Source organism: Ensifer sp. LC163, from assembly GCF_001695855.1.
Taxonomy (GTDB): domain Bacteria; phylum Pseudomonadota; class Alphaproteobacteria; order Rhizobiales; family Rhizobiaceae; genus Ensifer.
The window spans coordinates 341,211-361,033 of record NZ_MBSS01000001.1 but is presented as its reverse complement, the minus strand read 5'-3'; the positions used below and the strand labels follow the sequence as shown (position 1 = coordinate 361,033).

19 protein-coding genes are annotated in these 19,823 nt (G+C 62.1%); 11 read left to right on the top strand and 8 right to left on the bottom strand.

Translation table 11 applies throughout. The features are described 5' to 3' along the window. Nucleotide 1: 1 nt before the first annotated feature. Both BC360_RS01810 and BC360_RS01805 read left to right on the top strand, forming a co-directional pair. Nucleotides 2-316 (top strand): AzlD family protein, encoded by a 315-nt coding sequence (locus tag BC360_RS01810; RefSeq protein WP_025427706.1) that lies wholly within the window; start codon nucleotides 2-4, stop codon nucleotides 314-316. A gap of 258 nt (nucleotides 317-574) precedes the next feature. After that, nucleotides 575-814, top strand: a complete 240-nt coding sequence (locus BC360_RS01805) for a hypothetical protein (RefSeq protein ID WP_065786809.1) — start codon at nucleotides 575-577, stop codon at nucleotides 812-814. Between the two features lie 385 nt (nucleotides 815-1,199). Here BC360_RS01805 and BC360_RS01800 read toward each other — a convergent pair whose 3' ends face one another. Further along, the gene (locus tag BC360_RS01800) at nucleotides 1,200-3,035 is read right to left on the bottom strand and encodes an aminopeptidase P family protein (protein WP_065794024.1); all 1,836 of its coding nucleotides are present in this window, start codon (nucleotides 3,033-3,035) and stop codon (nucleotides 1,200-1,202) included. A gap of 563 nt (nucleotides 3,036-3,598) precedes the next feature. On the opposite strand from BC360_RS01800, the gene BC360_RS01795 reads away from it, so the two are divergent. Beyond that, nucleotides 3,599-3,871 (top strand): hypothetical protein, encoded by a 273-nt coding sequence (locus BC360_RS01795; protein ID WP_065794023.1) that lies wholly within the window; start codon nucleotides 3,599-3,601, stop codon nucleotides 3,869-3,871. A gap of 250 nt (nucleotides 3,872-4,121) precedes the next feature. Here BC360_RS01795 and BC360_RS01790 read toward each other — a convergent pair whose 3' ends face one another. The 3 genes from BC360_RS01790 to BC360_RS32285 form a co-directional block, all read right to left on the bottom strand. Then, on the bottom strand, nucleotides 4,122-4,997 hold the full coding sequence (locus tag BC360_RS01790) for a 50S ribosomal protein L11 methyltransferase (RefSeq protein ID WP_065794022.1): 876 nt from the start codon (nucleotides 4,995-4,997) through the stop codon (nucleotides 4,122-4,124). A 155-nt stretch (nucleotides 4,998-5,152) separates the two neighbouring features. Further along, a complete protein-coding gene (locus BC360_RS01785; RefSeq protein WP_065794021.1) occupies nucleotides 5,153-5,752 on the bottom strand; it encodes an SCO family protein in 600 nt (199 codons plus the stop codon). 186 nt (nucleotides 5,753-5,938) lie between these two features. Then, on the bottom strand, nucleotides 5,939-6,097 hold the full coding sequence (locus BC360_RS32285; protein ID WP_167590793.1) for a hypothetical protein: 159 nt from the start codon (nucleotides 6,095-6,097) through the stop codon (nucleotides 5,939-5,941). A 258-nt stretch (nucleotides 6,098-6,355) separates the two neighbouring features. On the opposite strand from BC360_RS32285, the gene BC360_RS01780 reads away from it, so the two are divergent. The 3 genes from BC360_RS01780 (at nucleotide 6,356) to BC360_RS01770 (ending at nucleotide 9,637) form a co-directional block, all read left to right on the top strand. Then, a complete protein-coding gene (locus BC360_RS01780; protein WP_065794271.1) occupies nucleotides 6,356-8,476 on the top strand; it encodes a methyl-accepting chemotaxis protein in 2,121 nt (706 codons plus the stop codon). Between the two features lie 2 nt (nucleotides 8,477-8,478). Further along, nucleotides 8,479-8,943, top strand: coding sequence for a chemotaxis protein CheW (locus BC360_RS01775; protein ID WP_018326507.1), 465 nt, complete (start codon nucleotides 8,479-8,481; stop codon nucleotides 8,941-8,943). A 397-nt stretch (nucleotides 8,944-9,340) separates the two neighbouring features. Next, nucleotides 9,341-9,637 carry a hypothetical protein gene (locus tag BC360_RS01770; protein ID WP_065794020.1) on the top strand — a complete coding sequence of 99 codons (297 nt, stop codon included), beginning with the start codon at nucleotides 9,341-9,343 and terminating at the stop codon, nucleotides 9,635-9,637. 82 nt (nucleotides 9,638-9,719) lie between these two features. On the opposite strand, the gene BC360_RS01765 is transcribed toward BC360_RS01770, so the two are convergent. After that, a complete protein-coding gene (locus BC360_RS01765; RefSeq protein ID WP_065786814.1) occupies nucleotides 9,720-10,220 on the bottom strand; it encodes a CreA family protein in 501 nt (166 codons plus the stop codon). A gap of 91 nt (nucleotides 10,221-10,311) precedes the next feature. Further along, nucleotides 10,312-11,556, bottom strand: coding sequence for a sensor domain-containing diguanylate cyclase (locus BC360_RS01760; RefSeq protein WP_065794270.1), 1,245 nt, complete (start codon nucleotides 11,554-11,556; stop codon nucleotides 10,312-10,314). Between the two features lie 247 nt (nucleotides 11,557-11,803). On the opposite strand from BC360_RS01760, the gene BC360_RS01755 reads away from it, so the two are divergent. The 3 genes from BC360_RS01755 (at nucleotide 11,804) to BC360_RS01745 (ending at nucleotide 14,539) form a co-directional block, all read left to right on the top strand. Further along, nucleotides 11,804-12,478: a phosphoribosyltransferase gene (locus BC360_RS01755; RefSeq protein WP_065794019.1), complete on the top strand. Its 675-nt coding sequence runs from the start codon at nucleotides 11,804-11,806 to the stop codon at nucleotides 12,476-12,478. A 200-nt stretch (nucleotides 12,479-12,678) separates the two neighbouring features. Further along, nucleotides 12,679-13,758, top strand: coding sequence for a type I restriction endonuclease (locus BC360_RS01750; protein ID WP_065794018.1), 1,080 nt, complete (start codon nucleotides 12,679-12,681; stop codon nucleotides 13,756-13,758). Between the two features lie 118 nt (nucleotides 13,759-13,876). Further along, nucleotides 13,877-14,539, top strand: coding sequence for a cysteine hydrolase family protein (locus BC360_RS01745; RefSeq protein ID WP_065794017.1), 663 nt, complete (start codon nucleotides 13,877-13,879; stop codon nucleotides 14,537-14,539). 193 nt (nucleotides 14,540-14,732) lie between these two features. Here BC360_RS01745 and BC360_RS01740 read toward each other — a convergent pair whose 3' ends face one another. Then, complete coding sequence (locus BC360_RS01740; protein ID WP_139109876.1) at nucleotides 14,733-15,953, bottom strand: adenylate/guanylate cyclase domain-containing protein; 1,221 nt, start codon at nucleotides 15,951-15,953, stop codon at nucleotides 14,733-14,735. Nucleotides 15,954-16,120: 167 nt separating this feature from the next. Here BC360_RS01740 and BC360_RS01735 point away from each other — a divergent pair, with 167 nt between their 5' ends. Together BC360_RS01735 and BC360_RS01730 are read left to right on the top strand one after the other, a co-directional pair. Then, on the top strand, nucleotides 16,121-16,582 hold the full coding sequence (locus BC360_RS01735) for a GNAT family N-acetyltransferase (protein WP_065794268.1): 462 nt from the start codon (nucleotides 16,121-16,123) through the stop codon (nucleotides 16,580-16,582). Between the two features lie 50 nt (nucleotides 16,583-16,632). After that, on the top strand, nucleotides 16,633-17,079 hold the full coding sequence (locus BC360_RS01730; protein WP_065786819.1) for a DUF488 family protein: 447 nt from the start codon (nucleotides 16,633-16,635) through the stop codon (nucleotides 17,077-17,079). Nucleotides 17,080-17,111: 32 nt separating this feature from the next. Here BC360_RS01730 and BC360_RS01725 read toward each other — a convergent pair whose 3' ends face one another. Continuing rightward, entirely contained in the window at nucleotides 17,112-19,727 is a 2,616-nt protein-coding gene (locus tag BC360_RS01725; RefSeq protein ID WP_065794015.1) for an ATP-dependent helicase, read from the bottom strand. Nucleotides 19,728-19,823: the final 96 nt, after the last annotated feature.

The following is a 19,823-nucleotide window of genomic DNA, read 5'->3' as shown; positions in this document are numbered from 1 at the left end:
CATGGATCCGCAGCACCTCAACCTCATCTACCTCATCATCGCGGCGGCGGTTGCGACCTTCATAACCCGCATCGGAGGCTATGTGCTCATCACCCAGATGAAGCAGATTCCGCCGCGGCTCGAATCGGCGCTGAACGCCGTTCCAGCGGCCGTGTTGACGACGCTGGTGGCGCCGGCCTTCGTCTATGGCGGCTTCGACGTCGCGGTCTCGATGTTCGTCGCCTTCGCGATTGCGCTCGGGCTCAACCTTTCCACCTTGCGCATGCTCGTCATCGGCTGGGTGGTGGTGATGCTGATCCGCCATCTGGTGCTGTAGGTCGCCCATCCCACGGGCAATCCCTGCCGCTGGTCATCTCGTCGAAGACGCCTCGGGGCAGGCTGTTGGCTCACCGGCATTGGCGGCGGGCGCGTCCTGGATTATCATCTTTTGATTGCCGGAGAGGCACTACTGCGCCGCGCATCTGTCTGACGCGCAAATGCCGCTGTAGCACTTTGAATTGCTGCATGTTTTATCCCCAAATCGTCTAGGATCTAAGGAAACATGCAGTTGCCTCCCGGCGGTGGAGGAGCGACCATGATTACCAGGATCTCGATTGCCCTTTTGCTGGCGCTTGTGCCTGCGACGGCCCTTGCCAGCCAGTGCCCCACGCTGATGGCTGCGATCGATGCGGCCTTGCCGACCGCCTCTCTTTCCGACGCCGACATGGCGAAGGTCAAAGAGCTGCGCCAGCAGGGCGAAGACCAGCACAAGGCCGGCGATCACGCCGCTTCGGAGGCAACGCTCGGCGAGGCTAAGAAGCTGTTGGGAATCTGACCGGAAAAGCCGGGGCTTTCCCGGGCCTTTCTGCTGCTTCTCGAGAAGCCGGCGTTACAGCGCCGCGCGTCTATTTAGACGCGCAACGGTCGCTGTAACACTTTGAGTTGCTGCATAATTTTGTCCTTAAATCGATTCCGATTTAAGGAATTATGCAGTAGCGCTGGCTGAGGAAAGGTGTGTGCGGTTTTCCGCTCCATCATCGTGATCCAGGGATAGCCGGGAAGCGGCTGCCGCCTGGAATGCCTTTTTTCGTGAATCGGTGCCGCGAAGATCGCCTGAGGCGCTGTTCAGGCGTCTCTTCCGCTCGAGGTTGCTGCATTGCCGATTGCGCCGCGCGTTGGCAGGGCTGGAAACACTCTCCAGCCCTTTCGGAATGCCTGACTCAGCGTGCGATTTCTTTCGTTGCCGCCTTCAGCCAGTCGCGGGTCTCGTCGCTCACCAACAGCGGCATCAGCTTTTCGCGCGTCTCAGTGTGGTAGGCATTGAACCAGGCCAGCTCCTCGTCAGTCAGCAGTGCTGGCAGCACCAGGCGGCGGTCGATCGGGCAATAGGTGATCGTATCGAAGCCGAGCATGGTCAAGTCGCCGCCGGCGATCTCTTCGGCCGGCTGCACGACGATCAGGTTTTCGATGCGGATGCCGAAGGCGCCCGGGCGGTAGTAGCCCGGCTCGTTCGACAGGATCATGCCGGGCAGCAGCTCCTGGGTAGAAAGCCGGGCGATGCGCTGCGGTCCCTCATGGACCGAGAGGTACGAGCCGACGCCGTGGCCGGTGCCATGGGCATAGTCGGCGCCCGCCTTCCACAGTGCGATGCGGGCCAAGGGGTCGAGGTCGACGCCGCGCGAGCCCTTGGGGAAGCGCGCGTTGCTGATGGCGATCATGCCCTTCAGCACCAGCGTGAAGAAGCGCTTCTGCTCTTCCGGAACAGCGCCGATCGCCACCGTGCGGGTGATGTCGGTGGTGCCGTTGATATATTGCGCACCGGAATCGATCAGGAACATCGTGCCGGCTTCGATCGCGCGGTCGGTGTCGGTCGTGACGCGATAGTGCATGATCGCCGCATGCGAGCCGGCGCCGGAGATGGTGTCGAAGGAAATGTCCTTGAGCGGGTTCTGCATGCGCTCGCCGACGGCGGCGCGGGCGGCCTCCAGCTGGTTGGCAGCGCCAATCTCGGTGACCGTGCCGGGCTCGGCCTTGTCGAGCCAGGCGAGGAATTCGACCATGGCGGCGCCGTCCTGCAGATGCGCGCGGGTCGAACCCTCGATCTCGGCTTTGTTCTTCTGGGCCCGGGGCAGGCGGGCCGGGTCGACGGCCTCGACCACTTTGCCGCCCTTGCCGCGGATCAGCTCGGAAATGGCGAAGGAGGCGAGGTCCGGGTCGATCATCACGGCGGCGCCGGCGCTACCCAGCGCAGACAGGCGGTCGTCGAAGGTCGACGGTGCGGCGATCTCGGCGATCTGGGTGAGATAGGCTTCCTGCTCGATGCCGGTCTTGCGCTTGTCGAGGAAGATTTCGGCGCGGCCATCGGCGTGGATGATGGCGCGGGCGAGCGGATGCGGCGTGTGCGGCACGTCGGTACCGCGGATATTGAAGGTCCAGGCGACGGAAGAGGGGTCGGTCAGGACGACGGCGCTGGCGCCGGCCTTTTCGAGACCGGCTGCGATCGTCGCGATCTTGTCCTTGGCAAGCTCGCCGGCCTGCTCGATCGGCTGGATGGAGACGCGGCCGAGCGGGGCGGCCGGACGCCCGGTCCAGATGCGGTCAAGCGGGTTGTGGTCGAGGAAGACGAGGGCGCCACCAAGCGTGGCCAGTGCCTTTTCCAGCCGGCGCACTTCAGCGCCGGTGTGGAGCCACGGGTCGATGCCGAGCTTGAAGCCCTTGGTGCCGTTGTGTTCCAGCCAGAGATGCGGCGGCTCGCCGATGAGGTCGCCGCCGGTAAAGACTTGGCCGTCGACCTGCTCCTTCAGCTGGGTCACGTAACGTCCATCGACGAAAACGACGGCCTGACGCTCAGTGATGAGGGCGACGCCGGCCGAGCCGGTGAAGCCCGTCAGCCAGGAAAGCCGCTCCGACGCCGCCGGCACATACTCGCCCTGGAACTCGTCGGCACGCGGCACGAGGAAACCGTCGATGCCGAGGCTGGCGAAAGACGCACGCAAGGCTTCGGTGCGCTCCTTGCCGAACTGCGGCGTGGAGGTGACTTCAAAGGACTGAAACATGAGGGATTTCCGGTAAATTGGGCGGAGAACCGCGGGAAAGATGCGCGATCTTAGCGGAAACGCCCCTTGGGAGGAAAGAGGCGAGATCCTGCCCACCAATTCCGCAGCGAGGCGTGCACAGAATTAAAGGGCAATTGCTCATTTACCATACATATGCGCTTTGCGCATGGCTCCTATGCCAAGAAGCCGCTATCTCTATCGGAATAATAGTTTATAAGCCGCCTCAACGAACACGGACGAACATCCGGTGGTTCAAAAGCCTGCAGTTCCGAGAATAGTTGGTCATTCTGTTCTCCTCCTCCCTCAAGGGTGGCCAATTTCGGAACGGTAGACGCCCGCTCGAGCGCTCCTCCTCCTCAGGCTCGCGGGCATGGTCGGTCTCAAGCCGACCAGCAGGCGATGCCCCTGGCATCGCCTTTGTTTCGAAGGGCCGCCCGTCATGATAGACGTGGCGGCCTTTTCGTTTTTCCGCAGCTAGGTATAACAGCGGGTCCGACATTGTTCGTCGTGCTTCCGATGCGTTAAATGGATGCCATGCTACTTTTGAGGAGAATGGCAGAAAGATGCAGTCACAGCCTGCCACTGCAGACAAAACGGTCAAACTCCTTCAAGGCGGTGACAGCCTGAGGCGCGTTTGGATCGTCCAGCGTGACGATGGCGTGTACGTCATCAAGCCTGAGGAATGGTATCAAAATGTGATCGAGGGCGAACTCGTCGCAGAAGGGTGGAAACCGATTTATGGTGACTTCGGCCTCTTTGGAAGTGCAGACTTGGCCGAGCGCGAAGCGCTGGTCAGGCTTGATTGGCTGATGGAAACCCTACATCCTGCTGTGTAGCAGCCATTCAATACCCACAATCCCCAGGCGGCAGTTGCTACCTAGTGTGCGTTTTCATGTCGACCCAAGCCCCTCACCCTAGCCCTCTCCCCGCAGGCGGGGCGAGGGGACGTGCCCCATGGCGGCCGTTGCCGTTTGGAGCTTGATCTTTGGGTGGAGCGGGGCGGCAGGTCCCTTCGCCCCGCCTGCGGGGAGTAGGTGCCGGCAGGCGGATGAGGGGCAGCCGCGAGCGCGCCGGCGAAAGCCGAAATCACTTCTCCAGGTGAATCGTCACCCAGCCGTTGCGCCAGATGGTGCGGACATGGCGCAGGTGCTGGCCATTATAGGCGGCAAGCACCTTCCAGCGTTGCTCGGCAAGAATGCCCGACAGGATCACCGAGCCGCCGGGCGCGAGATTGGCCGTCAGCTGCGGCGCCATCTTCATCAGCGGGCGGGCGAGAATGTTGGCGATGATCAGGTCGAACGGGCCGTTGCCGCTGAAGGCGGTGGAATGAAAGCCTGGGGCCGTCGCAAAGGTCATGCCGGTGACGACGCCGTTGCGGCGGGCATTCTCCTCGGCAACGCGGGTGGCGATCGGATCGATGTCGGTGGCGAGCACCGGCACATGCAGGAGCTTCCAGGCGGCGATCGCCAGCACGCCGCTGCCGGTGCCAAGGTCGAGCACGTTGCGCACGGTGCGGGTGCGCGCCACGGTCGCCAGCACTTCGAGGCAGCCGGCGGTGGTGCCGTGGTGGCCGGTGCCGAAGGCCTGGCCGGCCTCGATCTCGATGGCGATTTCACCGGTCCGGATCTTGTCGCGGTCATGGGAGCCATGCACGACGAAGCGGCCGGCACGCACCGGCGCCAGCCCTTCGAGCGACTTGGCGATCCAGTCGATATCCGGCAGCACTTCACGCGCGATTGGAAGATGGGAGAAACCGTCGGCAAGCGCGTCGGCCAGCCGTTCGTTCACGCTCTCCTCGTCGGCCGCCATCATGTAGATCGAGGCTTCCCAGACGTCGCGCTTTTCGTCGACTTCCGTCGTGCCGATGGCAAAATCCTCTTCGCCGAAGACCTCGCTCATGCGGTCGAGCACGGCTTCCGCCTGCTTCTCGGTGGTGGTGACGAAAAGTCTGATCTCGCTCAAGGCTCTGTCCTTCGACTGACACTGCATAATCTTCGCGCGCCCTATCCGGCGCGCGGCGCTGCAAGCCCCCGCCGCTACCATGAATGCTTGGCAAACGCAAAGCGCCGGGCGATGCCGGCGCTTTCAAAACTGTTCGATTGGCGCTGAAGCCGACGTTAGCCCTTAGCGAGGTTCTCGAGCTTCTTGACTGCCGTCTCCGGGTTTTCCTCGTAGGCTATCGTGCCGGAGAAACGGCCGTCGGCGTCAAGCAGGAACACCGAGGCGGTGTGGTCCATGGTGTAGTCGCCGTCGGGCTTTTCCGCATCGAGCGGCACCTTCTTGGCGTAGACGCGGTAGCCCTTGACCATATCCAGCACCTTGTCGGCCGGGCCGGAAATGCCGGTGATCCGCTTGGAAACGTTGGAGACGTACTGGCCGAGAATTTCAGGCGTATCGCGCTCGGGGTCGACGGTGATGAAATAGGCCTGCAGCTTGTTGCCTTCCGGGTCGACCTTTTCCAGCCAGCCGTTCAGCTCGAACAGTGTCGTCGGGCAGACCTCGGGGCAATGGGTGAAGCCGAAGAACAGCGCGGTCGGCTTACCGGCGAAGGCCCTTTCGGTGATCTCCTTGCCGTCCTGCGCCACCAGCGTGAAGGGCACGCCGAAGGGGCCGGAGGCGGCCTGCTGCTTCGACTGGGTCATCTCATAGGTCAGCCAGCCGAGAACGCCGGCCATGACGACGACGGCGGCCCAAAGGGCGATGCGAATGGTTTTCATGCGTGCTACCGATTTTGTTGGGGCCTTGGCCGGCCATATCAGGTTGATCGGCTTTTGATACCGTCTCCATCGCGGCCACGCAAATGGGACAATTGCCGCAGGCAATCTCTTTGTTTTGACGCATTTCCCGACGGAAAACCGCTTCGCACTTTTCCTGGAAATGCTCCGGCCGACAGGCTCGTCAGATCAGAAGCACCAGGCAATGCCGGACTGGGCGAGCGCCAGGAAGATATCGGCGCCGTTCGACATCCAGCCGCGAAAGGCGACAAGCGTCACGACAGCGAGCGCCATCGCAAGACCCGCAAGCAGCGGGAGGCGGATCGATCTCTGCGTTCTCGTGTTCATGGTCCCATCATAGCATCGGAAACGGCGAGGGGAAGGGACGGCAGGCTTTAGACCGTGACCCTAGGCTTATCCTCAGACTTGCGTGCCCGCCTTAGCGAATGCTTAAGGTCTGTTTGCCAGTGTTTTGCCAACGCGGGTGAAGTGCTTCACCTCTACATGACATGACGTCATCCGGTTTGATCGAGCCCGGCTTTCCGCATCGATTTTAACGGAGGACTTCGCCTGGCTTTGGGCAGGTCCGTCACCATGGACTGCTCTATGACTGCAACGTCTGCGCCCCTGAAGAAGAACCTCTCCGTCAGCCAGCGGCTTGCCACGCTCGCCGGTGCCGCCTTCGTCGGCTTCGGCTCGGTGCTCGGCGTCGGCTGGTATGACGACATGCGCTCGAACGAGGCGCTGAACGGCGCCATCACCGCGCAACGCGGGTTGACCACCGTCGACGAGATGCGGCTCGCCACCACCAATCTCGTCCTCAATGCGATGGATACGATCGTCGACCGCGACGAAGGCGTCATCCACCCGGAACGCGCTGCGAGCATAGCAACCACGCTCGGCCTCCTCGAGGCGAGCAAGGCCGATATCAAGACCCTTGCGACATTGCTCGGCCGGGCCGACGCGCTTTCGACCTTCGACGCGGATCTGGCCGAACTTCGCCAGGCAATCGGCGTTGACCTGAAGGCGCTGGTGGAAGGCAAGGCTTCGACCGAAGAGTTCGGCAAGATCGACGATGCGATCGACGGCGCCGGCGAACGGCTCGGCACAGCACTTTCGCAGCTCTCCGAAGCGGCGACCCAGCTGGTTCAGACGCGGGTCGACGAAGCACGCGCCGTTTCGGCCGATGCGCTTTTGCTGCAGAGCGTCGCCGGCCTCGTCGCCATGGCGACATTGCTCGGCCTGCTCTGGTTCCATGGCGCCACGCTGCGCCGCGGCATTCTCGGGCTTCGCGACAGCATGCAGCGCATCCAGAAGGGCGAGCTCGGTTCCAAGGTCGACGCGCTCGAGCGCGGCGACGAGATCGGCGTCATGGCCCGCTCCGTCGACCTCTTCCGCGCCTCGGCCATCGAAAAGCAATCGCTCGAGCAGAATGCCGCGGCCAGCCGCCGCGAGATCGAGAAGGAACGTGAACAGCAGCAGGGCGAACGCGATGAGGCGGTGCGCCGCATCCAGGCGGCGGTCGACAGCCTCGGCCTGGCGCTGACGCAGCTTGCCGAAGGCGATCTGGCCGTCAGCATCGACCGGCCCTTCGACGGCAATCTCGACACGCTTCGCCGCAACTTCAACCAGACGGTCGAGCGCCTGCGCGACGTGCTCTTCAACGTCAAGGAAAACGCACTCTCGATCGAATCGAACGGCCGCCAGATGCGAACCGCCGCCGACGACCTGGCGCGCCGCACCGAAAAGCAGGCCGCCTCGCTGGAACAGACATCCGCCGCCCTTGACGAGATCACGGTGACCGTGCGCACGGCGACACAGCGCGCTGAAGAGGCGAGCCGCATGGTCGACGACACGCGCACCAATGCGCAGGAATCCGGCCGCATCGTCGGCGAGGCGATCAGCGCCATGGCCCGCATCGAGGATGCCTCGAACGAGATCGGCAAGATCATCAACGTCATCGACGAGATCGCTTTCCAGACCAATCTTCTGGCACTGAACGCCGGCGTCGAGGCAGCGCGGGCAGGGGAAGCCGGCAAGGGTTTTGCCGTCGTGGCGCAGGAAGTGCGCGAGCTGGCGCAGCGCGCCGCCGGTGCCGCCAAGGATATCAAGACGCTGGTCAGCCGCTCGGGCAACGAGGTCGGCACCGGCGTCCGGCTGGTGCAGGCGACGGGCGAGGCGCTCGGCCGCATCGGTGCCGACGTCGCCCGCATCAACGAACACATGAGTTCCATCGTCATGGCGGCGCGCGAGCAGTCGACCGGGCTCAACGAAATCAGCACGGCCGTCGGCCAGCTCGACCAGATGACTCAGCAGAACGCCGCGATGGTCGAGCAGACCAACGCCTCAAGCCATACGCTGGCGCAGGACGCTGAAAAGCTGACGCAGCTCGTCGGCCAGTTCCACGAGGGCCGTGCAGCCCACGCATCGATGCGCTCCAGCGCGCCCTCGCGGGTAACCGCCAGCGTGAAGCCGGCGGCGCCTCCTCCTGTCCAAACCAAGACGACGGCGACACCGACATCGGTAACGCCGGCATCGGCACGGCTGGTGCCGAGAGGCACCGACAGGGCAGTGCCTTTGCGCAACCTCGCCTCGGCGAAATCGACGTCGCGTCCAGCTCCATCCCCCGCCAAGGCCCTCATGGGCAAGCTTGCGGGCGCTTTCGGCAACCAACCGGGCTCCGTGCCATCGACGTCGGCCTCCGGTGAGAATTGGGAAGAATTCTGATCATGTCCAACGCAATCAAGCAGTCGGGTGCCTATCTCGAAATCGTTTCGTTCCATCTGGGCGACCAGGAATTCTGCATCGACATCATGGCGATCCGCGAAATCCGCGGCTGGGCGCCGGTGACGCCGATGCCGCACACGCCGCCCTATGTGCTCGGCCTCATCAACCTGCGCGGCGCGGTGATCCCGGTCATCGACATGGCCTGCCGCCTCGGCATGAAGATGACCGAACCGTCGGAGCGTTCGGCGATCATCGTCACCGATATCGCCGGCAAGCTGGTCGGTCTGCTCGTCGAGCAGGTTTCCGACATGATGACCATCAAGAGCGAAGACCTGCAGCCAGCACCGGAGATCATTCCGGAGGCGCAGCGGGCCTTCTGCCGCGGCATCGTCGCGCTGGAAAAGACCATGGTCTGCTTCCTCAACCTCGACACGGTGATTGCGGACGAACTGGCCCAGGCGGCCTGATCGCAGCGACATCGCAACGCAATTCGAGGCGGCTCGGGACAAAGTTCCGGGCCGTTTGCGTTTTCTTTCTTCGGGAACTTTCCACGGTCGCGGATGGTTTTCAGCATTCTCGTCGTCAAAACCGGCGACGGCGCAAAACGGCACGGCGTTTTCGCGCGCCCTTTCGGCTGTAAAAAAATCATGAACTTTCAGATGCTTGCTGAAATGTATCGGCGCCTGTGGCTCCACATGGCCGAGCCGGTCAAGTTACAGTTGCGTAATGTTCATCACCGTTGCACGAGATTATGTGAGCGAAACGTCAACTACATCAGGGGAGCAAGTGGGTGTATGGTACGTTCTTGCTCGTACCCGAACGGAGGCCGGGTGATGCAAAGACAACGACATAGGAGTTGATGTCATGAAAATGTCTCTGAGAAACTCACTTGCTGCACTTGTTCTATCGACTGCGATCGCTGGTGTCGCTGCTCCGGCATTCGCCGACAGCTATTACCAGGGTATCGACCCCCATGCCATCCAGCCGCGCACGACGGCGCAGCCGAGGATGATGTACGACTCTGGGTCCGTTGACCGCATGCCGACCGGCAGCATCTACAGAACCGCTCCGCCGCGTATCATTTACCAGCAGCCGTCTTTTGATCGCTACCAGGGTGGTGATGGCGAGTACTACCAGGGTATCGTCCCGCCTACCTTTTGAGCATTGAAGGTCTGACGCCAGGTGTGGGGACTGGCGAGTGACAAAACCCTCCTGGGACGACGTTCCGGGAGGGTCCGTTTTTCTAAGGCTTGGGTTTGCCTTCCTGCCAATTGACCGTTTGCCCGTAGAGCGGGATCGTCGTGATCGACATCTTGGCCGAGCCGTCGGTCAGTTCGCGCGAGTGGGCGAGATAGATCAGCGTGTCGTTCTTGCGGTCGTAGATGCGGGTGACGAGCAAATCTTTCCAGATCAGTGACAGCCCGGAGCGGAAGACTTCCTCGCCTTCCTTCGAGAGATCGATGTCGCCGATCTCGATCGGGCCGGTCTGGCGGCAGGCAATCGAGTTGTTGGAGGGATCCTCGAACCAGTTGCCGTTCTTCAGCCGGTCGATGACGCCGCGATCGAAATAGGTGACGTGACAGGTCACGCCCTTGACTTTGGGGTCGCTGACCGCGTCGACGATGATGTCGTTGCCGAGCCAGTCGACGCCGACTTCGCCGACGGTTTCGGCGCGGGCGGGAGAGACGGTCGTCACGACAGCGGCGAGGCCGGCCAGGATCGAGACGCGGAACGAACGGGACATGGATTTCCTCCGATGGACTGCCCCGTTCACATAGGTTCTGCCGCTGTCATTGCAAGAAGGGTGGCAAGAGGCGGGCCGTGCGGAGGTTGCCTCAGCCGGCGTCGCGCAGCAGTTGCGGTGCGCGCGAATAGTCTTCGGCAGCGCGAAGCTGCGCGGCGGCGGCGGCAAGCACGCGCGCGCTCGCATCCGGCTGCAGCCGGCCGGCGATCGTGCAGCGGTCGCGGCCGTCGGCCTTGGACGCATAGAGCGCCATGTCAGCCCGGACCATCACGTCGGTCATGGTGTCGCCCTGACCCGCGCTTGCAATGCCGATGCTGACCGTCAACCGGATCGGTTGGCCGAAGCGGCCGATAGGCGTGTCACGGACCGTGCGGCCGATCTCCTCGGCGAGCAGAAACGCTTCCCCCTCCGTGTGATCGGACAGAACGATCCCGAATTCCTCGCCGCCGATGCGCCCGAAGGTGCCGCGTCCGGCAAGGCAGGCTGCGACGATACCGGCGAAATGGCCGAGCGCGGCGTCGCCGGCGGCATGGCCGTAGCGATCGTTGATCTGCTTGAAATAATCGAGGTCGAGCAGCAGGAAGGCGGCCGGGCGCGTGCGGGCGAGACACGACACGAACAGGCGCTCGCCGAGATCGATGAAGGCGCGTCGGGACAGCGCTCCCGTCAGCTCGTCGCGGGCGATCGTGGTCTTGAGATCGGCGATAAGGCGGTCATGCGCCATGAGTATGACGCCAAGAAACAGGATCGGCATGTAGAGCAGCCACATGGCCGCCAGCGCGAAATTCCAGGCGACCTGCGCGAACGGGCCGGTCTGGTTCACGGTGGCGGCTGGCAGGTGTGCGGCGATATGCAGGAGCGTCACGCCGGCAACGGCAGCCCCGACGACGATCGCCCGTCGTATTGTCGGATCGCTGGCCGTGCGCAGCCTCAGGACAAAAATGGAAGCGATCACGAAGACGGCGGCCGCGATGCCGAGCGCGATCAGCGCCCGAGTTGCGACACTCTCCGGGCCCGAGGCTGCCAGAACCGATATGGTGGCAGCCAAGGCTGCGCCGAGCGACAGGATTGCCGACCTCCAGCTGGGTAGAGCGAAGAATGCGCGGAACCCGGCAAGAACGAAGAGACAGGCGCCGGCAAGAAACGCATAGCCGACAAGCGCCAGCGGCCGGAGCGACGAAACCTCGGACAACATCACCAGCGCCATGGCAACGGCCGTCGTTGCGCAGCCTGAAGCGAACTCCGCGGCGCCCGGGGTCGAGGATTTCCGCAGCGACAGCAGCACCGGCAGCATCAGCAGCAGGGAGATGATCGATAGGGCGGGGAGAAAGCTCATTTCGAAACGGCCCGTCGTGCTAAAATCGAGGAAGGCGGCTTGCGACAAAGCCAAATATGCATGGTCAATTGGTAGCTTTGGCGCCTTAACGAAATCCGGCGAAATTCGCTGCAATTTTAGCGATTGCTACGATTGGCGCGGTTGTCCAGCGATGCTGGATGACAACTGCCGGACGGTGGGGTGTTTGGTTGGTCGCGACGCGGTGCCAAGTGTGTCAAAAGGCTTTCCGCTGATTGGGAGAGGCGACATGTTCACGGGACCGGTGTTGTTTGAGGATAGGGCCGATGCGGGCCGCCGGCTGGCGCAGGCGGTGGCGGCCGAGGCGCCGCCGGAGCCCCTGATAATGGCGCTGCCGCGTGGTGGCGTTCCGGTTGCCTTCGAGATTGCCATGCATCTTCATGCGCCGCTCGAGGTGCTGATCGTGCGCAAGATCGGCGCACCGGGCCATCAGGAATTCGGCCTTGGCGCACTGGTCGATGGCGAAGAGGCGGAACTGGTGCTGAACCGCGAGGCCGTGCGCCTGGTGCGGCCGCCGCGTGGCTACCTCGCCGCCGAAACCGAGCGCCAACGCGCCGAGATAGCAAGGCGGCGCATACTCTATCTCGGTGACCGCGAACCGCTTTCGCCAAGGGATCGCAATGTGGTGCTCGTCGATGACGGCATCGCCACCGGCGGCACGATCCGCGCGGCGATCGAGGCGCTGCGCCGGGCCGGTGTCCGCAGCCTGCTGGTGGCGGTTCCCGTCGCGCCGGCCAGCGCGATCGCCCGCCTGCGGTCATCGGTCGATAGCATCGTCTGCCTCTCCACCCCCGCCTTCTTCCGCGCCGTCGGCCTGCATTATCGCGACTTCGAGCAAACCTCCGATGCCGAAGTCATGGCGCTGATCAGCAAGGCGAGGACAGGCGGGGACGGAAGCGCGTGAATGTACCCGCCATTGTTGGTTATGCTGCCGCTCGATATTCCGCTGCAATCGATCAATTTCAACGGCAACTAAACGTTGCTTCGTTGAGCGGCATACTGCCGGCTTGCAAGTCAGCGGGAATCAATCAATGATTGTGGGTATTTGCAGTGTAACTCGTTCCTGAGTTTAATTCGGGCAGACGCTATCGAGGGGAAAGCGGCATGTCATTCAAAGAACAGGTAACCGAACTTTCGAAGCGGGCGGTATCGGCGCAGACAATTGCGCTAACGGAAGAGGCAACGAAGAACGCGCTGGTCATGCCCTTCTTGCGGACGCTTGGTTTTGATGTGTTCGACCCCACGCAGATTATCCCGGAATTCGTTGCAGATGTCGGGCTCAAAAAGGGTGAAAAGGTAGATTACGCGGTCAAGCTGGACGGCAAAATCCAGTACATTGTCGAAGCGAAGGCAGTGAGTGCCAACCTTTCGGATGCACAATACAGCCAACTTTACCGCTATTTCTCGACAACCGATTGCTCGATTGCGATCCTCACGAATGGCATTCAAATCTGGTTCTTTACAGACCTTGATGCGCCGAACAAACTGGACATCAATCCGTTCTTCAAATTCGATCTTTTCGACTACGACGAGAACGATCTGCGCGAGTTGGAGAAATTTCACAAGGACCGCTTCTCAATTGAAGACATCAAGAGCTCTGCCAATACGTTGAAGCGTATGAAGGCGGCCATTAGTTGTATCGAGGCCCAATTCAACGAACCCGACGATGAATTCGTGCGGTTGATCTCGAAGAATATTTATGATGGCAAACTCACGGCGGCCGTTGTCACCGAATTCAAACCAATCATTAAGCGAGCATTTGACGATTTGGTTCGTCAGAAGATTCAGCGCAAATTGACCGCTGCTTTCAACGATAGCGTCAGTATCCCGGCGGCAAGTCCGACTTCGGCACCAGAACTTAAAGACGCGGACGAAGATGCGGTTGAAACGACGCAGGAGGAGGTCGATGGTTTCAACATTGTGCGCGCGATAGGAGCAGAATTTGCTGACATTTCCCGGATAGTCATGCGCGATCAGAAGTCCTACTGCGGCATTAATTTCGATGATAACAATCGGAAACCGATCCTGCGCCTGCACTTCAATTCGAAGACAAAATTCCTGACCGTTTTTGACGCGGACAAGAATGGCACGCGCTTCGACGTCGATCGCGTGTCGGATATCTACAAGGTCAAGGGTGAGATCCAGACGCTGATCCAGTCCTATATGAAGAACGGTGCTGCCTAAGGTCTTGCCTGCCATCATCTGCTGCCGGCCGTATTGAAACCTTGGAACCGCCGCGCCACATTGCCGGTGCTTGATTGAAGCGTGGGACGGCCGCCTGAGGAGGGGGCCGGAAGGGGGAATGATGGCAGTTTCACTGGAAATTGGGAAAACGCTTGCCGATTTTTGCCGGCCGGACCGGATGGCGCTGGTCGTCTACGACATGCAGGTGGGGATCGCCAACCAGGTCAAGAATGGCCCGGCGATCCTGGCTGAGGTGCTGAAGGTTCTGGAGACGGCACCGGCCGGCGGCTATCCCGTCATCTTTCTGCGGCACCTGTCGATGCCGAAACCGCTGATGGGCGCGTTCCAGTTGCGCCAGGCGATGGCCTGGCAGCGCACGGATGATCCTGATGCGGTGAAGCCCTGGTTCCTGCGCGGCACGCCGGGCTTCGAGCTGGTGCCGGAACTGGCGCCGCGCGAGGGCGAAGCGATCCTGGACAAGATTACGTTTTCGGCCTTCGAGGGCACACCACTGGCCATCATCCTGCGCGATCTCGGACTGACCTCGTTTGCCATCTGCGGCATCGCCACAGAGATCGGCATCGACCCGACCGTGCGCCATGGCGCCGACCTTGGGCTTGTGCCGATCGTTATCCGCGACGCCTGCGGTGCCGGACACCATGAGGCGGGCGAGCGCTCGATGGACAACATCGCCTTCATGGGCGACGCGATCCTGACCGGCGTCGATGAGATCATCAATGTGATGGCAAGAGATGAGGTCGCCATGCCGGGTGCCGCCTGACCGTCCGGGTCAGCGACCGCCAGATCGCTGCGCCGCTTCGTGGATTTGCGCCGGGCGCCTGACACTGCCGGCGGCGGCAACGTGCCGCAAGGGGCGAAGTCCGCTGCTAGCGGGCTACTGCATAATTCCTTAAATCGGAATCGATTTAAGGAATTATGCAGCAACTCAAAGTGTTACAGCGACCTTTGCGCGTCTAAATAGACGCGCGGCGCTGTAGGCTCATGCGCCATGTTTCCGTATCGCCAAATCCCTTGATGTTGGTGATTTCGCCGGCTTCAAACGCGAATTTGCCGTCGAGGGCGGCCTTGACGTCGCGCGTCGTGACGATGCACCCGGCGTGGCCGATCGCTTCGAGCCGTGCCGCAAGGTTCACCGGTGCTCCCCAGATGTCGTAGGCATAGCGGGTGCGGCCCAGCACTCCGGCAGTGACGGATCCCGAGGCCATGCCGATGCGCAAATGCAGCACGACCCCGTGCGTCCTGCCGACATTTTCGGCGATCTCGAACGCGAGGAAGCCGAAGCCGGCGGCTGCCTCTACGCTATTGGGATGGGCGCTTGGTACGCCCGCTGCGGCCAGATAGGCGTCGCCGATCGTTTTGATCTTCTCGACGCCGAACCAGGCTGATGCCGCGTCGAGCTGCGAGAAGAAATCGTCGAGCAGCGCGACCGTCCGTTCCGGACCGAGCTCGTTGGAAAGCCTGACGAACTGCACGATATCGATGAGCAGCACCGCAGCCGTATCGAATTTCCTGATCGTGGCGGCGTGGTCATCTCTGCGCAACTGGTCGACGATCTCGGCGGGCATGATCGACAACATGAGATTGCTCAGACGCATCTGGGCATCGCGCGCCAGCGTGAGGGCATAGTGCATGGTCGCGAACATCAGAAGGGTGACGGTCAGGATCGCAGAGGCGTTGACGAGCTGGAGGAAGCTCTCGTCGGCATAGATACCGGGCAGTGGCGTCGGAAAGGCGATGCCTCCCACGATGATCACAATGGCGGTGAGGAGGCCGAGGCTGGCGACCATCCGCCAATGGTCCAGGCCCAATATTGCAAATGCGACGGGTGTGACGCCCAGAAGATTGAATAAAACCCCGGAGTCCCGGCCGAGATGCGCACTGACGACCGTGAGTGCCACGGCACATATGGTGAACTCCCAGAGTGCCGATGCTCTCTTTCCAAACCGATGGAACAGAGGTGTGATGGTGGCAGCGGTCGCGAGCAGAACATTGCAAACCACCAAACCCTGCAGGCTTGGTTGCTGGAAGAGTGCGTAGATGACAGCGAAACCACTCGACGAGACTGCAATAACGGCTGCCGCCAGATTGGCGACCAGTATGCCTTGCCGATCGGCCTCGCGCGCTTCTGTCAGGCCCAGTTCCGCCAACCAATGTGTCGTGCTTGTCCAAGACATGTCGCCGCTCGCATTTTGATTGTTGAGACAGGCATTTCGCAATTACATTAGGTGAGTGTAATATTTCAATTTGCAGGGGAAAAGTCAGTCTCAAAGATGTGCTGCGCGCACAATTCGCAGATGCTGGGAGCGAAGCCATATTCGCCGCCAAAGAGCAGGATAGAGACATGACCGACGCAGTTCGCATCCGCCCGCTTGCCCGCGGCGACTACGAGCAGTGGCTGCCGCTCTGGGATGGCTACAACGCCTTTTATGGTCGCTCCGGTGCAACGGCGCTCGATCCCGCCATTACCGCGATGACCTGGTCGCGCTTCTTCGATGCTTACGAGCCGATGCATGCGCTGGTGGCCGAAAGCGAAGGCCGGCTCGTCGGGCTGACGCATTATCTCTTCCACCGCAGCACGACGTCCATCCACCCCAATTGCTACCTTCAGGATCTCTTCACCAGTGAAGCTGTGCGGGGCAAGGGCGTCGGCGCGGCCTTGATCGAAGGCGTCTATGCGGCGGCGCAAGCGGCAGGCTCGCCGCGCGTCTACTGGCAGACGCACGAGACCAACGCCACCGCGATGGCACTTTACGACAAGGTGGCGGAGCGTTCGGGCTTTATCGTCTACCGCAAGATGGTCTAGGCTTCAGCTTCGCCGGGGCTGTGTGACAGTGGGCAACTGGGGTGAGCGCCATGGAGAACGTGCAGGTTTCGACGATCGGCTTCACCAAGTCATCGGCCGAAGATTTCTTCGATCGCCTGCAGAAGGCCGGTGTCAAGACGGTTGTCGATGTGCGTCTGCACAACACCTCGCAGCTTGCCGGCTTCGCCAAGGCCAATGACCTTGCCTTCTTCCTGAAACGGATCGGCGGCATTGACTATGTGCACCAGCCGCTCTTCGCGCCCACCGAGGCGATCATGAAGGCCTACAAGACCGACAAGGGCGACTGGAAGACCTTTTCGCGAGACTTTCTCGATCTCATGGCGGAGCGCAAGGTCGAGCAGCACGTCAAGCCGGAGGCGCTGCAGGGCGCCTGCCTGCTCTGCGCCGAGGACAAGCCGCACCGCTGCCACCGCAGCCTCGTCTGCGAATACCTGAACGACCATTGGGGCGGGCGTCTTCGCGTCGAGCACCTGTAGGGCGGCCGATAGCCGCCGAGGGCTTTACCCACTCACACCTTCTCGACGAACCCGTCGAGCACGCGCTTCTGCCCGGCCTTGTCGAAGTCGATCGTCAGCTTGTTGCCTTCGATCGCCGCGATGTTGCCGTTGCCGAACTTCATGTGGAAGACGCGGTCGCCGACGGTGAAGCGTGAGGGCTCGGTGCTGGTGGATTTCGCCACCAGCTCGCCGTCGATGGTGCGGCTGCGCGGGCCGCTTTCGCCGTAGCCGATGCGCTCGACGGCGTGGCCGGAGCGCGAGCCCCAGTTGTCGCGTGTCGCGTCCGAGCGGTGCTGCTGGGCGCGCTTCCAGCCGGGGGTGGAATAGTTGTTCTGGAACGGATCGGCCTTGTCGAAGCGTGACTGGCCATAGCCGCCGCGGCCGTAGCCGCCATAGGACTGCTCGGTTTCGGCGACTTCGACATGGGTGATCGGCAGCTCGTCGAGGAAGCGCGAGGGCATGGTCGATTGCCACAGGCCATGGATGCGGCGGTTGGAGACGAACCAGATGTGGCAGCGGTGTTTTGCCCGGGTGATGCCGACATAGGCGAGGCGCCGTTCTTCCTCGAGGCCGGAGCGGCCGCCCTCGTCGAGAGCGCGCTGGTGCGGAAACAGGCCTTCCTCCCAGCCGGGCAGGAAGACCGTGTCGAACTCCAGCCCCTTGGCCGAATGCAGCGTCATGATCGACACGGCATCGAGATTTTCGTTCTGCTCGGCGTCCATCACCAACGAGACGTGCTCGAGGAAGCCGCGCAGGCTCTCGAAGGCTTCCATCGAGCGGATGAGTTCCTTGAGGTTTTCGAGCCGACCCGGCGCTTCGGCCGATTTGTCGTTCTGCCACATCGCGGTGTAGCCGCTCTCGTCGAGGATCTGCTCGGCAAGTTCGGTGTGCGGCGTGGTTTCGAGCAGGCTCTGCCAGCGGCGGAAATCGGCGACGACGTCGAACAGCCCCTTGCGAGCCTTCGGCTTCAGCTCGTCGGTCTCGATGATCTCGGAGGCTGCCGCCAGCATTGGGACGCCCCGAGTTCGTGCGAATTGATAGAGGGTACTGATCGTTGCGTCGCCTAGCCCACGCTTGGGAGTATTCACAATGCGTTCGAATGCGGGGTCATCTGACGGGTTTACTAGAACGCGCATGTAGGCAACAGCATCGCGAACCTCGAGCCGCTCGTAGAAGCGCGGCCCTCCAATCACGCGATAGTTAAGCCCTAGAGTAATAAAACGCTCTTCGAATTCGCGCATCTGGAACGAGGCGCGCACCAGGATCGCCATGTCGTTGAGTTTGTGGCTCTTGCGCTGCAGCTGTTCGATTTCCTCGCCGACGGCGCGGGCTTCTTCTTCGGAATCCCAGGCGGCGTGCACCTGCACTTTCTCGTCGTCCGGATCGGTGCGTTCGGTAAACAGCGTCTTGCCCAGCCGCCCCTCGTTGTGGGCGATCAGATGGGCGGCGGCGCCGAGAATATGCTCGGTCGAGCGGTAGTTGCGCTCGAGCTTGATCACCTTGGCGCCGGGGAAATCCTTTTCGAAGCGCAGAATGTTGTCCACTTCCGCGCCGCGCCAGCCATAGATCGACTGGTCGTCGTCGCCGACGCAGCAGATGTTAATCTGTTGTGTGGGGCCTCTAGCATCCACGCGCGCCCGCTTCGTCGTGGAGCTTTCCCGTACATCTCCAGAGGAGGGGTCGCGTACGACAAAGGTATTCTCGCCGCTATGCGCCGCTTGACCGGATGAAACGCCGCCTTGGCTGGCTCGGGCTTCGCCTGGATGGGTGGCGGCGGTCGACGGCTTTGGCCGTTGCGCCAGGAGCCGGAGCCACATGTACTGCGCGGTGTTGGTGTCCTGATACTCGTCGACGAGGATGTAGCGGAACTTGTCGTGATAGTCCTTCAGCACATCCGGATTGGTGCGGAACATGCGGATCGGGTGCAGCAGCAGGTCGCCGAAGTCGCAGGCGTTGAGCGTGCGCAGGCGGTTCTGGTAGGCGGCGTAGAGCTCGCGGCCCTTGCCGTTGGCAAAGGCGCGGGCGTCGCCCTCGGGGATCTGCGCCGGGTCGAGGCCCTTGTTCTTCCAGCCGTCGATCATGCCGGCGAACTGCTTGGCCGGCCAGCGCTTGTCGTCCAGACCTTCGGCCTGGATGATCTGCTTGATCAATCTGACGACGTCGTCGGTGTCGAGAATGGTGAAGTCGGAGCGTAAGCCCACGAGTTCGGCGTGGCGACGCAACAGCTTGACGCCGATCGAGTGGAAGGTGCCGAGCCAGGGCATGCCCTCGACCGCATGGCCGACAAGCACGCCGATGCGCTCCTTCATCTCGCGCGCCGCCTTGTTGGTGAAGGTCACGGCGAGGATCTGCGAGGGGAAGGCGCGGCCGGTGGAAAGAATATGGGCGATGCGGGTGGTCAGCACGCGGGTCTTGCCGGTGCCGGCGCCAGCGAGAACAAGCACCGGGCCATCCAGCGACTCGACCGCTTCGGACTGCTCCGGGTTGAGGCCGGAGAGATAATCCGGGCGCTGCTGGCGGTCGCGGGCCGCCATGGCGCGCGCGGCGATGCCGCCCGTTGCCGGTGCCTGCTTGCGCGGGGCCGGCTCTTCGTCGAAGAAGGGAATGTCGTCGAAACCACTCATCATGCGGCTCAATGTAGTGATTCGGAGGCGAAAGGCCAGAAAGGATGTTCTTCTTTTATTCCGTTTTCTGCGCCAGCCGCACCAAGCCTGTGGAAAGAC